At 70.4% G+C, this 16,355-nt stretch carries 16 protein-coding genes and 1 tRNA gene; 7 read left to right on the forward strand and 10 right to left on the reverse strand.

What is annotated here, in order from left to right; genetic code table 11:
• Positions 1-31: 31 nt before the first annotated feature.
• Positions 32-108, forward strand: a tRNA-Met gene (locus tag K8V84_RS13350).
• Positions 109-248: 140 nt separating this feature from the next.
• Here the strand turns inward: K8V84_RS13350 and K8V84_RS13355 are convergent.
• The 5 genes from K8V84_RS13355 to hisN all read right to left on the reverse strand — a co-directional run bounded on the left by K8V84_RS13355 (position 249) and on the right by hisN (position 4,818).
• Positions 249-968 carry an ABC transporter ATP-binding protein gene (locus tag K8V84_RS13355; protein WP_304074610.1) on the reverse strand — a complete coding sequence of 240 codons (720 nt, stop codon included), beginning with the start codon at positions 966-968 and terminating at the stop codon, positions 249-251.
• Positions 969-2,006: an HlyD family efflux transporter periplasmic adaptor subunit gene (locus tag K8V84_RS13360; protein ID WP_304074612.1), complete on the reverse strand. Its 1,038-nt coding sequence runs from the start codon at positions 2,004-2,006 to the stop codon at positions 969-971.
• A gap of 8 nt (positions 2,007-2,014) precedes the next feature.
• Entirely contained in the window at positions 2,015-3,268 is a 1,254-nt protein-coding gene (locus K8V84_RS13365) for an ABC transporter permease (protein ID WP_304074614.1), read from the reverse strand.
• A gap of 169 nt (positions 3,269-3,437) precedes the next feature.
• Positions 3,438-3,962: a hypothetical protein gene (locus K8V84_RS13370; protein ID WP_304074616.1), complete on the reverse strand. Its 525-nt coding sequence runs from the start codon at positions 3,960-3,962 to the stop codon at positions 3,438-3,440.
• 49 nt (positions 3,963-4,011) lie between these two features.
• Positions 4,012-4,818, reverse strand: coding sequence for a histidinol-phosphatase (gene hisN / locus K8V84_RS13375; protein WP_304074617.1), 807 nt, complete (start codon positions 4,816-4,818; stop codon positions 4,012-4,014).
• Between the two features lie 139 nt (positions 4,819-4,957).
• On the opposite strand from hisN, the gene K8V84_RS13380 reads away from it, so the two are divergent.
• Positions 4,958-5,536: a TetR family transcriptional regulator gene (locus K8V84_RS13380; protein WP_304074618.1), complete on the forward strand. Its 579-nt coding sequence runs from the start codon at positions 4,958-4,960 to the stop codon at positions 5,534-5,536.
• An 84-nt stretch (positions 5,537-5,620) separates the two neighbouring features.
• On the opposite strand, the gene rsgA is transcribed toward K8V84_RS13380, so the two are convergent.
• The gene (gene rsgA, locus K8V84_RS13385) at positions 5,621-6,652 is read right to left on the reverse strand and encodes a ribosome small subunit-dependent GTPase A (protein ID WP_304074619.1); all 1,032 of its coding nucleotides are present in this window, start codon (positions 6,650-6,652) and stop codon (positions 5,621-5,623) included.
• The gene (gene aroA, locus K8V84_RS13390) at positions 6,649-7,977 is read right to left on the reverse strand and encodes a 3-phosphoshikimate 1-carboxyvinyltransferase (protein ID WP_304074621.1); all 1,329 of its coding nucleotides are present in this window, start codon (positions 7,975-7,977) and stop codon (positions 6,649-6,651) included. The genes rsgA and aroA overlap by 4 nt, the downstream gene beginning before the upstream one ends.
• Positions 7,978-8,148: 171 nt before the next feature.
• Between aroA and K8V84_RS13395 the strand changes: the two genes are divergently transcribed.
• Positions 8,149-9,321: a cysteine desulfurase family protein gene (locus K8V84_RS13395; protein WP_304074622.1), complete on the forward strand. Its 1,173-nt coding sequence runs from the start codon at positions 8,149-8,151 to the stop codon at positions 9,319-9,321.
• Between the two features lie 122 nt (positions 9,322-9,443).
• On the opposite strand, the gene K8V84_RS13400 is transcribed toward K8V84_RS13395, so the two are convergent.
• Together K8V84_RS13400 and K8V84_RS13405 are read right to left on the reverse strand one after the other, a co-directional pair.
• Positions 9,444-10,109, reverse strand: a complete 666-nt coding sequence (locus K8V84_RS13400) for a peptidylprolyl isomerase (RefSeq protein WP_304074624.1) — start codon at positions 10,107-10,109, stop codon at positions 9,444-9,446.
• 104 nt (positions 10,110-10,213) lie between these two features.
• Positions 10,214-10,669, reverse strand: coding sequence for a PLD nuclease N-terminal domain-containing protein (locus K8V84_RS13405; RefSeq protein WP_304074625.1), 456 nt, complete (start codon positions 10,667-10,669; stop codon positions 10,214-10,216).
• Positions 10,670-10,880: 211 nt separating this feature from the next.
• Here K8V84_RS13405 and K8V84_RS13410 point away from each other — a divergent pair, with 211 nt between their 5' ends.
• The 3 genes from K8V84_RS13410 to K8V84_RS13420 all read left to right on the forward strand — a co-directional run bounded on the left by K8V84_RS13410 (position 10,881) and on the right by K8V84_RS13420 (position 13,356).
• A complete protein-coding gene (locus tag K8V84_RS13410; protein WP_304074626.1) occupies positions 10,881-11,693 on the forward strand; it encodes a helix-turn-helix transcriptional regulator in 813 nt (270 codons plus the stop codon).
• A 78-nt stretch (positions 11,694-11,771) separates the two neighbouring features.
• Positions 11,772-12,986 (forward strand): amidohydrolase, encoded by a 1,215-nt coding sequence (locus tag K8V84_RS13415; protein WP_304074627.1) that lies wholly within the window; start codon positions 11,772-11,774, stop codon positions 12,984-12,986.
• Positions 12,987-13,191: 205 nt separating this feature from the next.
• Positions 13,192-13,356: a hypothetical protein gene (locus K8V84_RS13420; RefSeq protein ID WP_304074629.1), complete on the forward strand. Its 165-nt coding sequence runs from the start codon at positions 13,192-13,194 to the stop codon at positions 13,354-13,356.
• Between the two features lie 18 nt (positions 13,357-13,374).
• Here K8V84_RS13420 and K8V84_RS13425 read toward each other — a convergent pair whose 3' ends face one another.
• Positions 13,375-14,175, reverse strand: coding sequence for a TIGR03089 family protein (locus tag K8V84_RS13425; protein ID WP_304074630.1), 801 nt, complete (start codon positions 14,173-14,175; stop codon positions 13,375-13,377).
• Between the two features lie 125 nt (positions 14,176-14,300).
• Here K8V84_RS13425 and K8V84_RS13430 point away from each other — a divergent pair, with 125 nt between their 5' ends.
• Positions 14,301-16,346 (forward strand): hypothetical protein, encoded by a 2,046-nt coding sequence (locus tag K8V84_RS13430; protein ID WP_304074632.1) that lies wholly within the window; start codon positions 14,301-14,303, stop codon positions 16,344-16,346.
• Positions 16,347-16,355: the final 9 nt, after the last annotated feature.

Below are 16,355 nucleotides of genomic sequence, written 5' to 3' on the forward strand. Positions count from 1 at the left end.
GGTTCAGGCCCTAAAGTAGGAGACACAACAACGCGGGGTGGAGCAGTTCGGTAGCTCGCTGGGCTCATAACCCAGAGGTCGCAGGTTCAAATCCTGTCCCCGCTACCAAAGGAAACACCGGGTGGAGAAATCCACCCGGTGTTTTTTCGTATACCGGTTATTCGAGGGCGGATCGACGCCGTTCCGATCGCCCGGGTGGGAGGACGGGCGACCGGAACGGGCCTTGGGCCCTTTGGCCGGCGATCGGCTCAGCGGGTCCGGCCCTCCACCAGTTCCACCACACGGTCGGCCCGTTCGGCGACCTTCGGGTCGTGCGTGACGACCACCACGGCGGAATCGTGTTCCCGGGCCTGCTCGATGAGCTGGTCCATGATCATGGTGCTGCTGGCGGCGTCCAGGGCGCCCGTGGGCTCGTCGGCGAGGAGCAGCGCGGGTTCGCGGCTGAGGGCGCGCGCCAGGGCCACACGCTGCTGCTCACCGCCGGACAACTGGTGCGGCTGGGAACTCAGCCGGTGACCCAGCCCCACCGACTCCAACAACTCCTTGGCCCGGGCGCGACGGCGCAGCGCCGGCACCCCCGCCAGCACCATCGGCACGCCCACGTTGGCCAGGGCCGATCGCCGCTCCAACAGGTGGAACTGCTGGAAGACGAAGCCGATCCCGTCGCCGCGCAGCCGTGACCTGCGACCTTCGCGCAAGACGGTGGTGTCGACCCCGTCGAAGGTGTAGGAACCCGAACTGGGCGTGTCGAGCAGCCCCAGTACGTTCAACAACGTGGACTTGCCCGACCCCGACTGACCGATGATCGCCACGACCTCGCCCCGGGCCACGTCGAAGGTGCAGTCGCGCAGCACGTCGATACGGGTGCCCGAAACCATGAAGTGCCGGGTCAGCCCCTCGATCCGCAGGAGTGGGGCCGTGGCTCCACGGGCGGGCACGGCCACGGGCAGGGGAGTGCCGAGCGACATCTAGCCCTCCTCCTCGATCAGCATCTCGTCCTCGAAGTCCTCGTCGTAGAACTCGTCGTCGAACTCCTCATCCGCCGGGGCCTCGGGTACGTCGAACCGAGAATCCAGTGGAACCGGGTCGAGGACCTGTTCGCCCACGCTCAACCCCTCGGTGACCTCGATCAACCGTCCGTCGGACATGCCCAGGGAGACCTCGCGGACCTCTTCGGAGCCACCGTCGTCGACCACGACGACCTCACCCGAATCGACGTTGCCGCGCACCGCGGTCACCGGGACGACCACCACGTTCTCGGCCTCCCCGGTGCTCACCGAGAGCTTGCCCTGAACCCCGTCGAAGACCGTCAGGTCGGAGGGGACCCGGCAGGTCAGCTGAGAGCCGCCACCGCCACCCCCGCCGCCCTCGGAACCTTCCTCACCGGAGTCCTCCTGCTCGGCGGCGCCCAGACCGATGAACTCGCACTCGGCGGCGGGTGGCCCCTTGTCGACCTGGAGCATGATCTCTCCGGGGTCCTCGTAGAACCGGTACAGGTCGTTGGACGGCACCTGGGCGATCGCGTGGAACTCTCCGGTGGTGACCGTGGCGACCTTGGCGCCGGGCTCCAGCACGTCGTCCACCCGGACGTCCTTCAGGCCCGACACGGTGCCGCCCACGGGCGCGTAGAGGGTGACCTCGCGGGTTCCGGAGGACGACTCGCCCTCCTCGGCCTCGGGGTCGGGTTCGGCGGGCAGAGAGACGCTGACGACCGGAGCGCCCTCCTCCACGTCGGCTCCGTCGTTCAACCACAGGCGCGTGACGGTGCCGCCCTGGCGCGCCTCGACGGGTTCACCCGGTTTCTCCTGGACGGTCGCGTCCAGGACCAGCTGTGAGCTGACGGTGCCCAGTTCGACCTCGACCGGTTCCCCGCTCACGTCCGCGGCGGCGCCGATGACGTCCTCGTCCGTGGGCGCCGAGCCCATGCGTGACAGCAGGAGGTAACCCGAGCCGACCAGTCCCAGCAGCAGGGCCGCGACCGCGCCGACGATGATCCACTTCTTCACTGTTTCTCCTATTCCCGCAGCCCGGCGACGACGGACGCGCGCAGCGCCCGGATCGCGGGGATGATCCCGGCCAAGAGACCGACGAAGGCGGCGCTGATCAGACCGACCAGCACGGCCGAGGGGGGTACGGCCATGGTGATGTCCGGCGGCAGCGTGACGAAGTTCCCGATGATGGCCCCCGCCGCCGCGACCAGGGCGAACGACAGCAGCAGGGCGATGATCCCGGCGACCACCGAGACCACGACGGACTCCATGACCACCGCCACGAACAAAGTGAACCGGCTTGCGCCCAGGGCACGGTAGGTGGCCAGTTCACGGCGGCGTTCCCGGACGGTGACCAGTCCGACGTTGAGCACTCCGAGCAGCCCCGTGGTGAGGGTGATGCCTGCGACGACGAGCAGCCCCACCGACATCGCGGTGATGACGATGTCCGTCTCCTCGGCGAAGTCGCTGCGATAGGCGATGAGCTCGAACGATTCGGAGTCGCTCCATCGCCAACTCGCCGACAACATGCGTTCGGTGAATTCGGTACCGCCGTCCCTCTGGTCCGCTGCGCTGTCGGAGGGGTCCAGCCGGGCCAGGTGTGTGATCCCCAGGTCCTCGCCTCCCTCCTGGAAGCCCCCGATGTCGGGGTCCCAGGTGGGGCCGAAGATGATCTCCTCCGAGGCGGGGGAACGCAGCAGGTAGGCGGAGTACCAGTCGCCGTCCAGGGCGGAACCCTCGGAGACGCCGACCACCCGCACGTCGATCCAGTGGTCGGTGCCCATCTGGAGTTCGGTCCGGTCGCCGAGGGTGGCGGCGAGGGCCTGGTTGACGACCAGGACCGGAGCGCGCGACCCCTGGTCCGCATCGGTGAACCAGCGACCCTCGGGGACGTTGATCCGTCGGATGTCGGCGAGGGAGGCGTCCACGGCGGTGACGTTCACGAAGTCGAGGACCTCGTCCCCCGAACGGAAGAGGACCTCCTGTTGGGGGGCCTGTTGGAGCGAGACGTCCTGGGCGCCGGCGCGGACCAGGTCCTCCTCGTAGGCGCCCATGTCGCTGATGGGGGTGAAGGCCATGGCCTCGATGGTGGCCGCGCGTCCGGCGTTGGCCTCGCTGAAGGCGGTGGCGTAACGCTGACCGAGGTCGCCGGCGGTGACGACCATGATCAACGCGCCGACACCGACGACGATCCCCGCGCAGGAAAGGATGGTCCGGGCGACGTTGGCCCGAGAACCGGCGAAGGCCAGCACGATCCCGGCGGTGAGGGAACGCAGCATGGAGCCCCTTCCCGTGTGTCTGTAGGACCCGGCGCGGTGGTGTCGGTGGCGCCGGGGCGGCCCGAGAGGGCGGGCCGTCAACAGACTCATCGCGGGGGAGGGGGTTCTCGGTTCACTTCTGGGGCTTTTTCGGCCGGCCGGATCCGGCCGCCGAGGGTGAGGGCGGGTCTCAGCCGACCTCGAAGCCGTCGCACGTTACGGGGTCGCCCGAATCGTCGGTCCACAGCACGGTGTGCGCGCCGCTCGTGGTGGGGCCGACGTCGAAGTCGTCGGGGAAGACCAGGAAGACCCATTCGTCCTGGCCGAGGTCGACCTCGGCGGAGGCGGTCCCGCCGTCGGGGGTGGTCACGGTCGCGACGATGTTCCGGGTGGGGCCGCCGGCGGCGTCGGACAGGCCGATTTCGACGGGCTCTCCGGGTTCGAGGGTCACCCGAGGGGCCTGGCTGCGCCAGTCCCCGGGGACCTGTGGGTCCACCGCGGGGGCGCACGCGAAGTCGCCCGGGTCGTAGAGGGAGCCGGACGTACCGAGCCCCGGCGGACCGGTCTCGACGGAGTCGCGCACGCCCTCGGCGATCATCTCGCTGAGCCGCCGGGGGCTGTGACCGTGGCCGTCGGTGCCGCAGGCGGTGGCCAGGAGGAGGACCGCCCAGCAGAGTACGATCGCGCGCCGTGGATGGGTTGTCGTGGTCAGCACACGGCGCACGCTACTACGTAACGTGTTCGAGTAGACGCGAAGCGTGTTATCAGTGGCGTCGTAGCGGGGTGGGTCCGCCGTTGAGCCAGGTCAGGGCCTGGTCGTGGAGCACGCCGTTACTGCACACCAGGGGGCCGCCGTCGACGAAGCCCTCACCTCGCAGGTCGGTGGCGCGCCCGCCGGCCTCCTCCAGGATGATCGGCAGCGGAGCGGCGTCCCACAGCGACAGTTCGGGTTCGGCGGCGATGTCCACTGTGCCCTCCGCGACCATCACGTGCGACCAGAAGTCACCGTAGGCGCGGGTCCGCCAGACCGAACGGGTCAGACCGAGGAACGACTCCAGGCGGCCCTGTTCCTCCCAGCCGGTCAGCGACGAGTAGCTGAACGAGGCGTCCGACAGTTCGCTCACCTTGGAGACCTGGCAGCGCGTGGCCTTGGACAGACTGCGGCCGGACCAGGTGCCGCCACCCTTGGAGGCCCACCAGCGGCGGTGCAGGGCCGGGGCGGAGATCAGACCGACCACCGGCCGGTCGCCCTCCAGCAGGGCGATGAGGGTCGCCCACACCGGGACGCCCCGAACGTAGTTCTTGGTGCCGTCGATGGGGTCGATGACCCACACCCGGTTGCTGTTCCCGCTCTTGCCGTACTCCTCGCCGACCACCGCGTCCCGGGGGCGCGCACGAGAGAGCACACTGCGCAGGGTCTCCTCGACGGTGCGGTCGGCCTCGGTGACCGGAGTGAGGTCCGGTTTGGTCTCGACGACCAGATCCAGCGCGCGGAAATGCTTCATCGCGATGTCGTCGGCAGCGTCGGCGAGCACGTGGGCCAGCCGCAGATCATCGTCAAAGGACACCATGGCCGGTAACGCTACCGTCCCGGTCACGAACATGGCCAAAGCGGCACTCGCACGTGATCAGAGTGTTAGGGGACTCCGGCGGCAGGAGAGGGCGCCCGAGCCGGAGAAGCGATACCCGGGCGGCTGCGAGGATGGAACCATGGAAACCGTGAGCGGGGTCAGACGCGGTGGGGCGAGCACCGGCGCGCGCGAACGGCTGCTGGACGCGGCCTACGCCGAGGTGCTCGCCGGCCACTGGGGCGAGCGTCGGATGGTCGACATCGCCACGGCCGCCGGTGTGTCCAGGCAGACCCTCTACAACGTGTTCGGCAGCAAGGAGGGACTGCTCCAGTCGGTGGTGGTGCGCGAGGTGAACACACTCCTGGACGAGGTCGTCCGGGTGCTGGAATCCGACGGGCACGACCCCGCGCACGCCGTCAGCCGTACCACCCGCATGGTCCTGTTGGCGGCCAGGGACAGCCCGCTGCTGCGGGCCGTGGTCACCGGCGACGACGAACTGCTCCCCGTGGTGACCACCCGGGCCGAGCCGCTCATGGACGTCCTCGGGGAACGGATCACCCGCACCCTGAGGGAACGCTGTCCGGCCGCCGACCCGTCGGTCACCGAGGCGGTGGCCGACGTCACGCTGAGACTGATCGTCTCCTACTCGCTACAGCCCATCGATCCCGACCGCGCCGCGCGCCGCGTCGAGATGGTCGTCCACGGCATGCTCTCGTAGGGCGCGAGCGAACGAAGGTCCGGCCCTGTCCCCTCACGTGCGGTCCGGGGCCCTGTCCGTGGCGACCGGCACGGCCGGGGGCGGTCAGCTGTGCGGGCCGGCCGGGGCGGAGGAGGGTTCGGTGTCGTCCTCGCCCTCACGGCTGCTCAGCAGCCGGCGCAACGAGGCGACCCGATCCGTGTCGATCTCGCCCCGCTCCAGGGCCGCGGAGATGGCACAGCCGGGTGCGTCCTCCTGGTGGGTGCACTCCGGTGGGCAGTCCACGGCGAACTCGTCGAGATCGTGGAAGCCCGCGACGATGTCGTCCGGGTCGATGTGCGCCAAACCGAAGCTGCGTACCCCCGGGGTGTCGATCAGCCAGCCGGCCTCGAACTCCAGGGCCGAGGCCGAAGTGGACGTGTGACGACCGCGGCCGGTGACGGCGTTGACGTGCCCGACGGCCCGTTCGGCGCTCGGGACCAGTCGGTTGACCAGGGTGGACTTGCCCACTCCGGACGAACCCACGAACACGGTGGTCCGTCCGGCCAGGCGTGCGCGCAGCCCGCTCAGATCCTCGTCCGGGCCCAGCACCTCGTAGGGCAGCCCCAGGGGCTCGTAGACGCCGAGCATCTCGTTGGGGGAGGCCAGGTCGGCTTTGGTCAGGCACAACAGGGGTTCCAGCCCGGCGTCGTAGGCGGCCACCAGGCACCGGTCCACGAAACGCGGTTGTGGTGCGGGGTCGGCCAGCGCGCACACGATGGCGAGCTGGTCGGCGTTGGCCACGATCACCCGCTCCACCGGGTCGGTGTCGTCGGCGGTGCGTCTGAGCACGGACTCACGTTCGCGAACCCGGACCACCCGGGCCAGGGTGTCGGGTCTGCCGGACAGGTCGCCGACCAGGTCGACCCTGTCGCCCACCACGATGGAGCCCCGGCCCAGTTCGCGGGCCTTCATCGCCACCACGGGCACCCGGTCCACCAGACAGCGGTACCGGCCCCGGTCCACGGCGGTGACCAGACCCTTGCGGGCGTCCTCATGCTTGGGTCGCTTGGTGGTACGGGGTCTGGACCCGCCCCGGGCGCGCACCCGGATGTCGTCCTCGTCGAGGTGACGTCCTCCGCCCCGCGTACGACTCATGACAGGACCTCCGACCACAGCCCCGGGAAGTCGGGGATGGTCTTGCGGGTGGTGGCGATGTTCTCCACCTCCACTCCGGGCACCGCGAGCCCGATCACCGCGCCGGACGTGGCCATCCGGTGGTCGTCGTAGGAGTGGAACACCCCGCCGTGCAGTGGACGTGGGCGGATCACCAGTCCGTCGGGCAGTTCCTCGGCGTCCCCGCCGAGCCGGTTGATCTCGGTGGCCAGGGCCGCGATGCGGTCGGTCTCGTGTCGGCGCAGGTGGGCGATGCCGGTCAGCCGGGACGGGGAGTCGGCCAGGGCGGCCAGCACGGCGATGGTGGGGGTGAGCTCGCCGACGTCGTGCAGGTCGACGGTGATGCCGTGGATCGCTCCGGTTCCGCGCACGGTCAGGCCGCCATCGGCGGTACGGGAGACCTCACCGCCCATCCTGGTGAGCAGGCCGCGCAGGGCGTCACCGGCCTGGGTGGTCTGCTCCGGCCACCCGTCGACGGTCACATCGCCCTTGGAGACCAGAGCCGCGGCGAGGAAGGGGGCGGCGTTGGACAGGTCCGGGTCGACGGTGATCTCGGTGGCGCGCAACGGGCCGGGCGCCACCTTCCAGGAGTTCTGCCCGGTGGTGACCTCGACCCCGACGGCGCGCAGCATCTCGATCGTCATGTCCAGGTGCGGCTGGGAGGGCACCGGTGGGCCCTGGTGGCGCAGGTGCACCCCCTCGGTGAAGCGGGCGCCGCTGAGCAGCAGCGCGGACACGAACTGGGAGGAACCCGAGGCGTCCAGGACGACCTCGCCACCACGCACGGAACCGGTGCCGTGGATGGTCAGCGGGAACGCGCCTCGCCCCTGGTCGTCGACGTCGGCCCCCAGGGCGCGCAGGGCGCCGAGGAGCTCGCCCACCGGCCGTTCACGGGCCCGGGGGTCGCCGTCGAAACGCACGTCTCCCGAGGCCAGGGCGGCCAGGGGCGGCACGAACCGCATGACGGTGCCCGCGTTGCCCACGTCCACCGTGGCCGGGCCGCGCAGTGGGGCGGGGGTGATGGACAGGTCCGGTGTGGCCGGGTCGTTCGAGGGCACCTCGGTGACCGTGACGCCCAGCGCCCGCAGCGCGCCCACCATGAGCTCGCTGTCCCGGCTCACCAGAGGGTTGCGCACCAGGCACGGTTCCTCCGAAAGGGCCGCGAGGACCAGGGCCCGGTTGGTGATGGACTTGGATCCGGGCAGGTGGATCCGGGCGTGCACGGGGGTGCCCGCGGTGGGCGCGGGCCAGTGCTCCCCGGTGGGGGTGTCGTTCCGGTGGGACGGCGTGGACGCGGAATCAGGCATGGTCCAAGGCTATCGGTCCGGGGCCCGACCTGGAGGATCACGTGTGCGGCCCGCGGACGACCGGGGCGAAGGGTGGACGGCGCGAAGCCGGCGGGGAACCCGTGCTCGACCGGGTGCCGTGGCCGGCCACGGGCGGGAGGCCGGAACGTCCCACGTATCCTTGATCGCGCCATGGTGTATCTGGATCACGCAGCCACGACCGACGTCCGACCCGAGGTGATCGCCGAGATCACGGCGCGGCTCGGCGCCCTCGGTAACCCGTCCTCCCTGCACGGACACGGACGTGCCGCCCGCCGAACCGTCGAGGAGGCGCGCGAGTCGATCGCGGCGGCGGTCGGCGCCACCCCGCACGAGGTCGTCTTCACCGCAGGCGGCACCGAATCGAACAACATCGCCATCAAGGGCCTGTACTGGGCCCGCAACGCCGAGGACCCCGCACGCACCCGGATCCTGATCAGCGCCGTGGAACACCACGCCGCCCTCGATCCGGCCCGGTGGATGGCCGACCACCAGGGCGCGGTGTACGAGGAACTCCCGGTGGACGCGGTCGGCCGGGTCGGCCCGAGTGCGCTGCGCGCCGCCATCGAACGCGACCCCGGATCGGTGGCCGTGGTTTCGGTGATGTGGGCCAACAACGAGATCGGCACCCTGCAACCGGTTCGGGAACTGGCCGCGGTCGCCGCCGAGTTCGGTGTCCCCTTCCACACCGACGCGGTCCAGGCAGTGGGCGTGGAGGAGGTGGACTTCGCCGACAGCGGGGTGAGCGCGCTGACCCTGAGCGGCCACAAGCTCGGCGGTCCGGTGGGCGCGGGCGCCCTGGTCCTGGCACGAGGCCTGACCCCGACCCCGGTCCTGCACGGTGGCGGCCAGGAACGCGACATCCGTTCCGGCACCCTGCCCGCACCGCTCACCCGTGGCCTGTCCACCGCGGTGGGCCTGGCGGTGGCCGAGAGGGAGGAGCACGCCAAGCACCTGGCCTCTTTGCGCGACGAACTGGAGGCCGGGGTCCGTGCGGCCGTCCCGGACGTGGTGGTCAACGGCGACCCCGATCGGCGGTTGCCGGGCATCGCCCACCTGTCCTTCCCCGGCTGTGAGGGCGACGCGCTGTTGATGCTCCTCGACGCCCGCGGTGTCTCCTGCTCGACGGGTTCGGCCTGTTCCGCCGGGGTCGCCCAGCCCAGCCACGTGTTGCTGGCCACCGGGGCCGACACCGACATGGCGTTGAGCAGCCTGCGCCTGTCCCTGGGACGGACCTCCACCTCGGAGGACGTGGCACGGCTGGTCGCGGAGATCGGCCCGGCGGTCGAACGCGCCCGCGCCGCCCGCGCCAAGCGTCGCCGCTGACCGGCTTCCGACCGGACCGGCGTTGAGGGGCCGCACACGAAAAGGGGTGGCGGGACCCCGTCCCACCACCCCCGGACGTTCACCGAACCTTCGCCCGACGCCGTCGGGTGTCGGCCGCCGGGTCAGTCGTCGGCGCGGTCGATGGTGACCGACTCCAGTACGACGTCGCTGTTCGGCTTGTCGTTGGCGTCGGTCTCCACGGCGGAGATCGCGTTCACGATCTCCATCGACTCCTCGTCGGCGACCTTGCCGAAGATCGTGTGCATGTTGTTCAGGTGCGGGGTCGGCTCGACCGTGATGAAGAACTGGGAGCCGTTGGTGGCCGGACCCGAGTTGGCCATGGCCAGCATGCCCGGCTCGTCGAAGGTCAGTCCGGAGTCGAACTCGTCGGGGAACTGGTAGCCGGGGCCGCCGCGACCTGTGCCCTCCGGGTCACCGCCCTGGACCATGAAGTCCGGGATGATCCGGTGGAAGATCGTCCCGTCGTAGAACTGTTCCTCGCCCGTCTCCGGGTTGGTCGCGAGGCCGCCCTCGGCCAGGCCGACGAAGTTGGAGACGGTGATGGGGGCGTCGTCGGGGAGCAGTTCCAGTTCGATGTCGCCCTCGCTGGTGTGCAGGGTCGCGCCCTCCACCCCGGTGATGTCCACCTCTGCGGGCAGCGGGGATTCCTCCGAGGCGTCGGGGGACGGGGCGTCGGTCTCGGGCGCGGCCTCCTCGGCCTGGCAGGCCGAGGAGGCGAACAAGGCGGCGCAGGCGAGGATCGATACCGGCAGAGTCAAGCGGTTCATCGGGTCACTTCCGGAAGGTCAGGTTCGCGGCGGGGCGGCTTCAGCGTACTGCGAATCCGGGCAGTCCAGATGTTCGGGACTTATTCGCCCGGGCCCCGTGGAGCTCAGGGTGCGGGCTCCGTCGGGTCCTCGTCGGCGCCACGTTCGCCCTGTTCCAGGCCTTCCTCCCGCTGCCCTCGCCGCCGTTCGAGGCGTTCGCGCTCCTCGCGGGCCTGCAACTCCCTGGCCCGGGCGCGCTGTTCTTCGGCCCGCTCGCGGCACTGCCGCAGGAACGCCTCGTCCTCCTCTGCGGTCGAGGCGCGCGCCCTGCCCGGGTGGTCGTACTCCGGGAACGGCGAGGACGACCCCATCGGACCCTCGACGGGCTTCCGGTCACGTGGCGGGCGGCCCAGGAGGAACCACGCCGCGGGGCCGATCTTCGGCAGTAGCAGGACGATCACCGCCCAGGCGGTCTTGGGCAGGAGACGGACCCTTTCCGATTCGGAGCCGATGACGTCGAAGAGCACGTAGACCCAGAACACCAGGGACAGGACCGTGGCGACGAGGGCGAGGTAGACCAACAGACCTTCCAATCGGGGGAAACACTCGACAGGGGAAGAACGACATCGCGGACTTTGTGCCGACTTGTCACGGATGGCCGCACCCGCCGAGTCGCTTGACCGGCCACCCGGGAGCAGGAGAAGGTCGAAGTCCGGGGGCTGGGGCGTCGCAACGAGGGTACGTCACTCCAGGCCCCCAGAGGTGTCGGCAGAATCGGGAGAGGTCATGGGCATGAATTCGACGTTGCCGTCGGCGATGTGGCTCCCCTTCGGGGCTCGGATCCTGCGTGCCCGATCCGACCGGGGGCTTTCACGCAGTGAGCTCGCCAGGAGTGTCGGGGTCACCGACGACAAGCTCCGTGAGGTGGAGGACGCGCACTGTAGACCGGCCCGTTCCCTGGTCGAACGAGTCGACACCGCCCTGGGCACCGAGCACCAACTGCTCGACGCCTGGGCCATCACGTTGCAGGCGGAGGCCTTTCCCAACGAGTTCGGCGACATGCGAGAACTCGGTACCCACGCCGCACGATTGTGGGAACACCAGCCCATGACCGTTCCGGTCTTCCTGCGTACCCGTGAATACTCGCGGGCGGTGCTGGGCCCGCGGCACTCCGACCTGGAGCCCGACGACATCGAGGCCATGGTGGACGAGGAGATGGCCTACCGCGCGGCGATGACCGGCCCCGAGGGCCCCGCGTTGCGGGTGGTCGTCAACGAGTCGGTGCTGCGCCGACCCCAGGGCGGGGCGGCGGTCCTCAACGGTCAACGCGACTTCCTCGCAGACCTGGTCGAGGCGGGCATCGTCGACCTCGCGACCATCCCCGAGGACACCCCCTACCACCCGGGGTTGGGCGGCGCGTTCCGGATCATGGAGTTCGCCGACCGGCCCAGCATGGTGTACGCCTTCGCCACCCAGGGCGGCGATCTCACCGCCGACAGCGAGGACGTCGGACACTGCCGGAAGGTGCGCGACTCCATCGAGGAGGCGAGCGTCGGGCTCACCCCCGACTCCGAACTCCTCATCGCTCGCTGGCCCGAGGGATGACCCCGAGAGCGGGTCGTTGGATGATCGGTGCGGTAAAGGTCTTGGGAGCGTACCCGGGCATGGGTTAGGTTGCCCGCCATGGATATCGCTATCACTTCCGGATACGTCGTGCCCGTCGCGGGGGACCCCATCGAGGGCGGGACGGTCCTGATCTCCGACGGTCGCATCACCGCCGTGGGGACGGCGGACGAGGTCGCCGTCCCCGAGGGCGCCGAGGTCGTCGACGCGGCGGGCCAGTGGGTCCTGCCCGGCTTCGTCGAGGCGCACGGGCACGTCGGCATCCACGAGGAGACCATCGGCTGGGCCGGTGACGACACCAACGAGATGACCGACCCCAACGGCGCCCGCATGCGTGCCATCGACGCCATCAACCCCGCCGACCAGGGATTCGTCGACGCGCTGTCGGGCGGTGTCACCAGCTCCGTGATCAAGCCCGGCTCGGGCAACCCCATCGGCGGCCGCACCGTCGCCATCAAGATGTGGGGTCGCAGCGTCGAGGACCGTCTGCTCAAGGAACCCGCCAGCGTCAAGAGCGCCCTCGGCGAGAACCCCAAACGCGTCTACGGCAACAAGGACACGCTCCCCTCCACCCGTCAGGGCGTGGCCGCGGTCATCCGCGACGCCTTCACCAAGGCCCAGGACTACAAGGCCAAGCGGGACCACGCCGCGGAGGAGGGCAAGCCCTTCGACCGTGACAACACGCTGGAGACCCTGGTCCAGGTGCTGGACGGCGAGGTTCCCTGGTGCCAGCACGTGCACCGCGCCGACGACATGCACACCGCGATGCGTCTGGCCGACGAGTTCGGATACCGACTCATCATCAACCACTGCACCGAGGGCCACCTGCTGGCCGACGAGATCGCCGCGCGCGACATCCCCGTCATCACCGGCCCGCTGATGACCTCCCGTTCCAAGGTGGAGGTCGGCAACCGGACCCTGGCCAACCCCGGCATCCTGGACCGCGCGGGCGTCAAGGTCGCCCTCACCACCGACGCCCCGGTCATCCCGGTGGAGTTCCTCGTCTACCAGGCGATCCTGTGCGTGAAGGAGGGGATGGACCGCGACGCCGCGATCCGCGCCCTGACCCTCAACCCCGCCGAGATCATGGGCCTGGACGACCGGGTGGGCTCCCTCAGGCCCGGTCTGGACGCCGACGTGGTGGTCTGGTCCGGCGACCCGCTCGACATCATGAGCCGCGCCCTGCGCGTGTTCGTCGGCGGTCGTGAGGTGTACACCTACGACCGGGAACGTCGCGAGGGCGCCGCCCTGGACCCCTACTACCGTGAGTCCTGAGCACCGGCGCACCCGCGCCGCGCGCTCCTTCGTCTAAGGAGGGCACGGGCGATCTGAGGCACCCGCGAGGCCGCGGCCGACCCGTCTAAGGGGGCCGCGGCCTCGCGCTTCGATGAGGTCTTCCGATGTGCCGTCGGGGTCCTTAGACCGAGTCTGGGATCAGCCGGGGGAACGACCCCCGGCCGATGAACCCCCGGAGACCCCCATGCACCCCGACCACAGCGCCCAGGCCGCCGATCAGTACCGCGCCGAGATGGAGCGGATCGCCCGCGAGGAACGGACGGCCCGTGAGGCCGCCCGTGCCGACAAGGAACGCGGCGACCGCGAACGCGCCAAGGGCCGCGACCCCGGCCATGACCTGGTGGTCTGAACCGTCGCGGTGGTCCGCTCAGTCCACCCGCCGGAAGGACGCGTCGCCCTCGGGAACCCGTCCGTACACCACGCTCACCCGTTCGGTCCCCAACCGCTTGAGGAATCGCTCCTCCTCGCCGGCGGCCGGGGCGGGGGTCAACACCAGCGGAACGCCGGAGACGATCGCGGCGGTGAGCACCGACAGGTCCTCGCCCAGGGCAGTCAACGGGGCGTCGGAGGCGACCACCACGGCCATCCGGTCACCCTCGGCCAGCCCCCAGGCCTCGGCGCGGGCCCGGCCCGCCGCCACCACCTCGGCACCGGTCAGCGCCCGCTCACCCACCTCCAACGCGGTCTCGCCGGCATCGACGGGATAGGGCTGGAAGTGGTCGCCGTGCCCGCGCACCTCCACGGTGTAGTCGGTGACCATCGCCGGCACCTCCTTGAGCGGCATCCCCAAGGAATCGAGGGAGGTGCCCACGACCTCCTCCGCACCGCTGTCCTGAGCCGCCGACAGGTGATCGGGGCCGGCCACCGCCACCTCGGTGTTCGGGGCCACGTCGCCTGATCCGTCCAGCACCGCCGACGCACCCACCGACCAGCAGGACAGCAGCCACGCCAACGACTGCCAGTGCGGCGGCAACGCCACCGCCACCCGGTCGCCCGGCTGGGTACCGAAGCCGTCCACCAGCATGTTCGAGGTCTTGGAGACCCAGTTGTCCAGGGTGGCCCGGGACAACTCCACCCGGTCCCCGAGATCGTCGTAGGAGGTCACGAACGGGCGGGCGGGATCGGCTGAGACGAGAGCGCGCCACAGCGGCGCGGGAGAATCGGACATGGCCCTCATGGTAGGAGCCCCGGGGGAGCGGAGGACGACCACGGCCGACGTCACGGCCCGTGAGGAAGGAGGTGTGAGGGCGGCGTCGGTGTGCGTACCGGTGCGGGAACTGCCAGAGTTGCCCCATGCGCTTGCTTCCCGGACGGTTCCTCGCCCGTGTGACCGCGCTCCCCGCGATCGCCCTCTCGGCCTGGCTCCTCGTAGCCTTCCCCCTGCTGGTCGCGGGCTGGTTCACCCCGCTGCTCGGGCTCCTTCTGGGGGCGCCCGCGGTGCTGGTGGCCTGCGCGCTGTCGCCCCGCCTGATCCCCGACCTCGACGAGGACCACCTCTCGTGGTGGCCGGTGGTGGCGGTGCTGCTCATCACGGTCGCCTTCGCCGCGGTCCAGATCGCCTACCACGCCGAGACGTTGGTGATCCGACGCGATCCCGCCTCCTACGCCATGTACACGTCGTGGATCGCGGAGAACGGGTTCCTGCCCATCCCGCAGCAGCGCGAACTCATCGCCGGTGACGATCCGGCGCTCAACTACCAGAGCCTGGCCCACTACGAGCGCGACGACGTCATCTGGCCACAGTTCATGGCGGGCGCCCCCCTGGTGCTGTCGATCGGCTACTGGCTGGGCGGGCTCGACGGCATGCTCGTCACCACCCCGATCCTCGGCGCGCTCGGCGTCCTCACCTTCGCCGGTCTCACCGCCCGCCTGGTCGGTGCGCGCTGGGCGCCCCTGGCCGCGCTGGTCCTGGCGGTCTGCCTGCCCCAACAGTGGGTCAGCAGGTTCACCTACAGTGAGCCGCTCGCCCAGATCCTGCTCCTGGGCGGTCTGGTCCTCGCGTTCGACGCCCTGAGCCGAAGACGCGCCCTCACCGACAGGTGGGGCACGGGTCACACGCTCGCCGCGATCGCCGGGGTGGCGCTCGGCCTCGGGGCGTTGGTGCGCATCGACGCCATCCGCGATCTGCTGCCGGTGATCGGTTTCGTCGGACTGTTGCTGGTGGCCCGGCGCGGCCAGGCCCTGCCCCTGCTCGGCGGGCTCGTCGTGGGTGTGGTCTACGGGCTGGTCGCGGGGTACGGCTACTCGCTGCCCTACCTGGAGTACCTGTCGGATTCGATGAACCCGCTGCTGCTCATCAGCGCGGTCGTCATCTTCCTCACCGTCGTCCTCACCGCCGCGCTCTGGCGGTACGGACCGCCCCACACCGAACGGGTGCGGTGGCTGCCGAACGCGGTCGGACTGCTCGCGATCCTGGTCATGGTCGGTTTCGCGATCAGACCGTTGCTGTGGCCGGACTACGGTCACGGCAGCGACTTCACCGACCAGTGGGTCGCCGCGGTCCAGCAGACGGAGGGACTGCCGATCGAGGGCAGCCGCACCTACTACGACATGAGCCTGTACTGGGTGGGCTGGTACGTGGGCCTGGGCACCGTGATGTTCGCGGCCCTCGGGGTCGCCCTGGTGCTGCGCCGACTCACCCTCCGTCGCGACCCGCAGTGGTCGTTGCCCGCGATGCTGCTCGTGTGGACGGTCGCCACGACCCTGCTGCGTCCCGCCATCACGCCGGACCACCCCTGGGCCAGCCGCCGACTGATCGTGCTGGTCATACCGGCCTTCATCCTGTTCGCGCTGTGGTTCCTGGCCTGGCTCACCCGCTACTGCGAACGGTCCGTCCGGTACGGTCGCAGCGGCCCGCTCGCCCGCTCGCTTCCGACGGTGGTGGCCGCGGGGGCGGCCGTCGCCATGCTCGGCCCCACCCTGGTCACCTCCGCGGCCGGGATCATGGGGTACCGGCAGGACGTCGGAACGGTCGCGGCGACCGAACGCCTGTGCGCGTCACTACCGGAGGACGCCTCGGTCATCGTGGTGGACTCGGGGATGGCCGGCGCCTACATGCCGTTGTTCCGCAACGTGTGCGGTGCGCCCACCGCCGCCATGGACGTTCCCGACGAGGAATCGGTGGACCGCGTGGTGAGCGCCGTCTACGAACGGGACCGCACCCCCGTGCTCGCCGCGCCGGAGTGGAACCTGCTGGACGAGGTCGCCGACGGCGAGGAGGCCGAACGCGACTTCCACGTCATCGCCGACATGGACCCGAGTACGCTCATGGAGCCCCCCACCGGTTCCTGGGATTTCCGCGGCAGCGTCTGGACGGTCGTCCCTGCGCCCCCCGAATGAGGCCTTCCG

Origin of the sequence: Nocardiopsis listeri (assembly GCF_020741345.1) — a bacterium.
Taxonomy (GTDB): domain Bacteria; phylum Actinomycetota; class Actinomycetes; order Streptosporangiales; family Streptosporangiaceae; genus Nocardiopsis; species Nocardiopsis listeri_A.

Excerpts from the sequence above, each read along its gene's own strand:
- K8V84_RS13415 (WP_304074627.1), top strand. The coding sequence starts at position 11,772 with ATGGATATCGCTATCACTTCCGGATACGTCGTGCCCGTCGCGGGGGAC.
- K8V84_RS13395 (WP_304074622.1), top strand. The coding sequence starts at position 8,149 with ATGGTGTATCTGGATCACGCAGCCACGACCGACGTCCGACCCGAGGTG.
- K8V84_RS13380 (WP_304074618.1), top strand. The coding sequence starts at position 4,958 with ATGGAAACCGTGAGCGGGGTCAGACGCGGTGGGGCGAGCACCGGCGCG.
- hisN (WP_304074617.1), bottom strand. The coding sequence starts at position 4,818 with ATGGTGTCCTTTGACGATGATCTGCGGCTGGCCCACGTGCTCGCCGAC.
- K8V84_RS13430 (WP_304074632.1), top strand. The coding sequence starts at position 14,301 with ATGCGCTTGCTTCCCGGACGGTTCCTCGCCCGTGTGACCGCGCTCCCC.
- K8V84_RS13365 (WP_304074614.1), bottom strand. The coding sequence starts at position 3,268 with ATGCTGCGTTCCCTCACCGCCGGGATCGTGCTGGCCTTCGCCGGTTCT.
- K8V84_RS13400 (WP_304074624.1), bottom strand. The coding sequence starts at position 10,109 with ATGAACCGCTTGACTCTGCCGGTATCGATCCTCGCCTGCGCCGCCTTG.
- K8V84_RS13355 (WP_304074610.1), bottom strand. The coding sequence starts at position 968 with ATGTCGCTCGGCACTCCCCTGCCCGTGGCCGTGCCCGCCCGTGGAGCC.
- rsgA (WP_304074619.1), bottom strand. The coding sequence starts at position 6,652 with ATGAGTCGTACGCGGGGCGGAGGACGTCACCTCGACGAGGACGACATC.
- K8V84_RS13410 (WP_304074626.1), top strand. The coding sequence starts at position 10,881 with ATGAATTCGACGTTGCCGTCGGCGATGTGGCTCCCCTTCGGGGCTCGG.
- K8V84_RS13420 (WP_304074629.1), top strand. The coding sequence starts at position 13,192 with ATGCACCCCGACCACAGCGCCCAGGCCGCCGATCAGTACCGCGCCGAG.
- aroA (WP_304074621.1), bottom strand. The coding sequence starts at position 7,977 with ATGCCTGATTCCGCGTCCACGCCGTCCCACCGGAACGACACCCCCACC.
- K8V84_RS13425 (WP_304074630.1), bottom strand. The coding sequence starts at position 14,175 with ATGTCCGATTCTCCCGCGCCGCTGTGGCGCGCTCTCGTCTCAGCCGAT.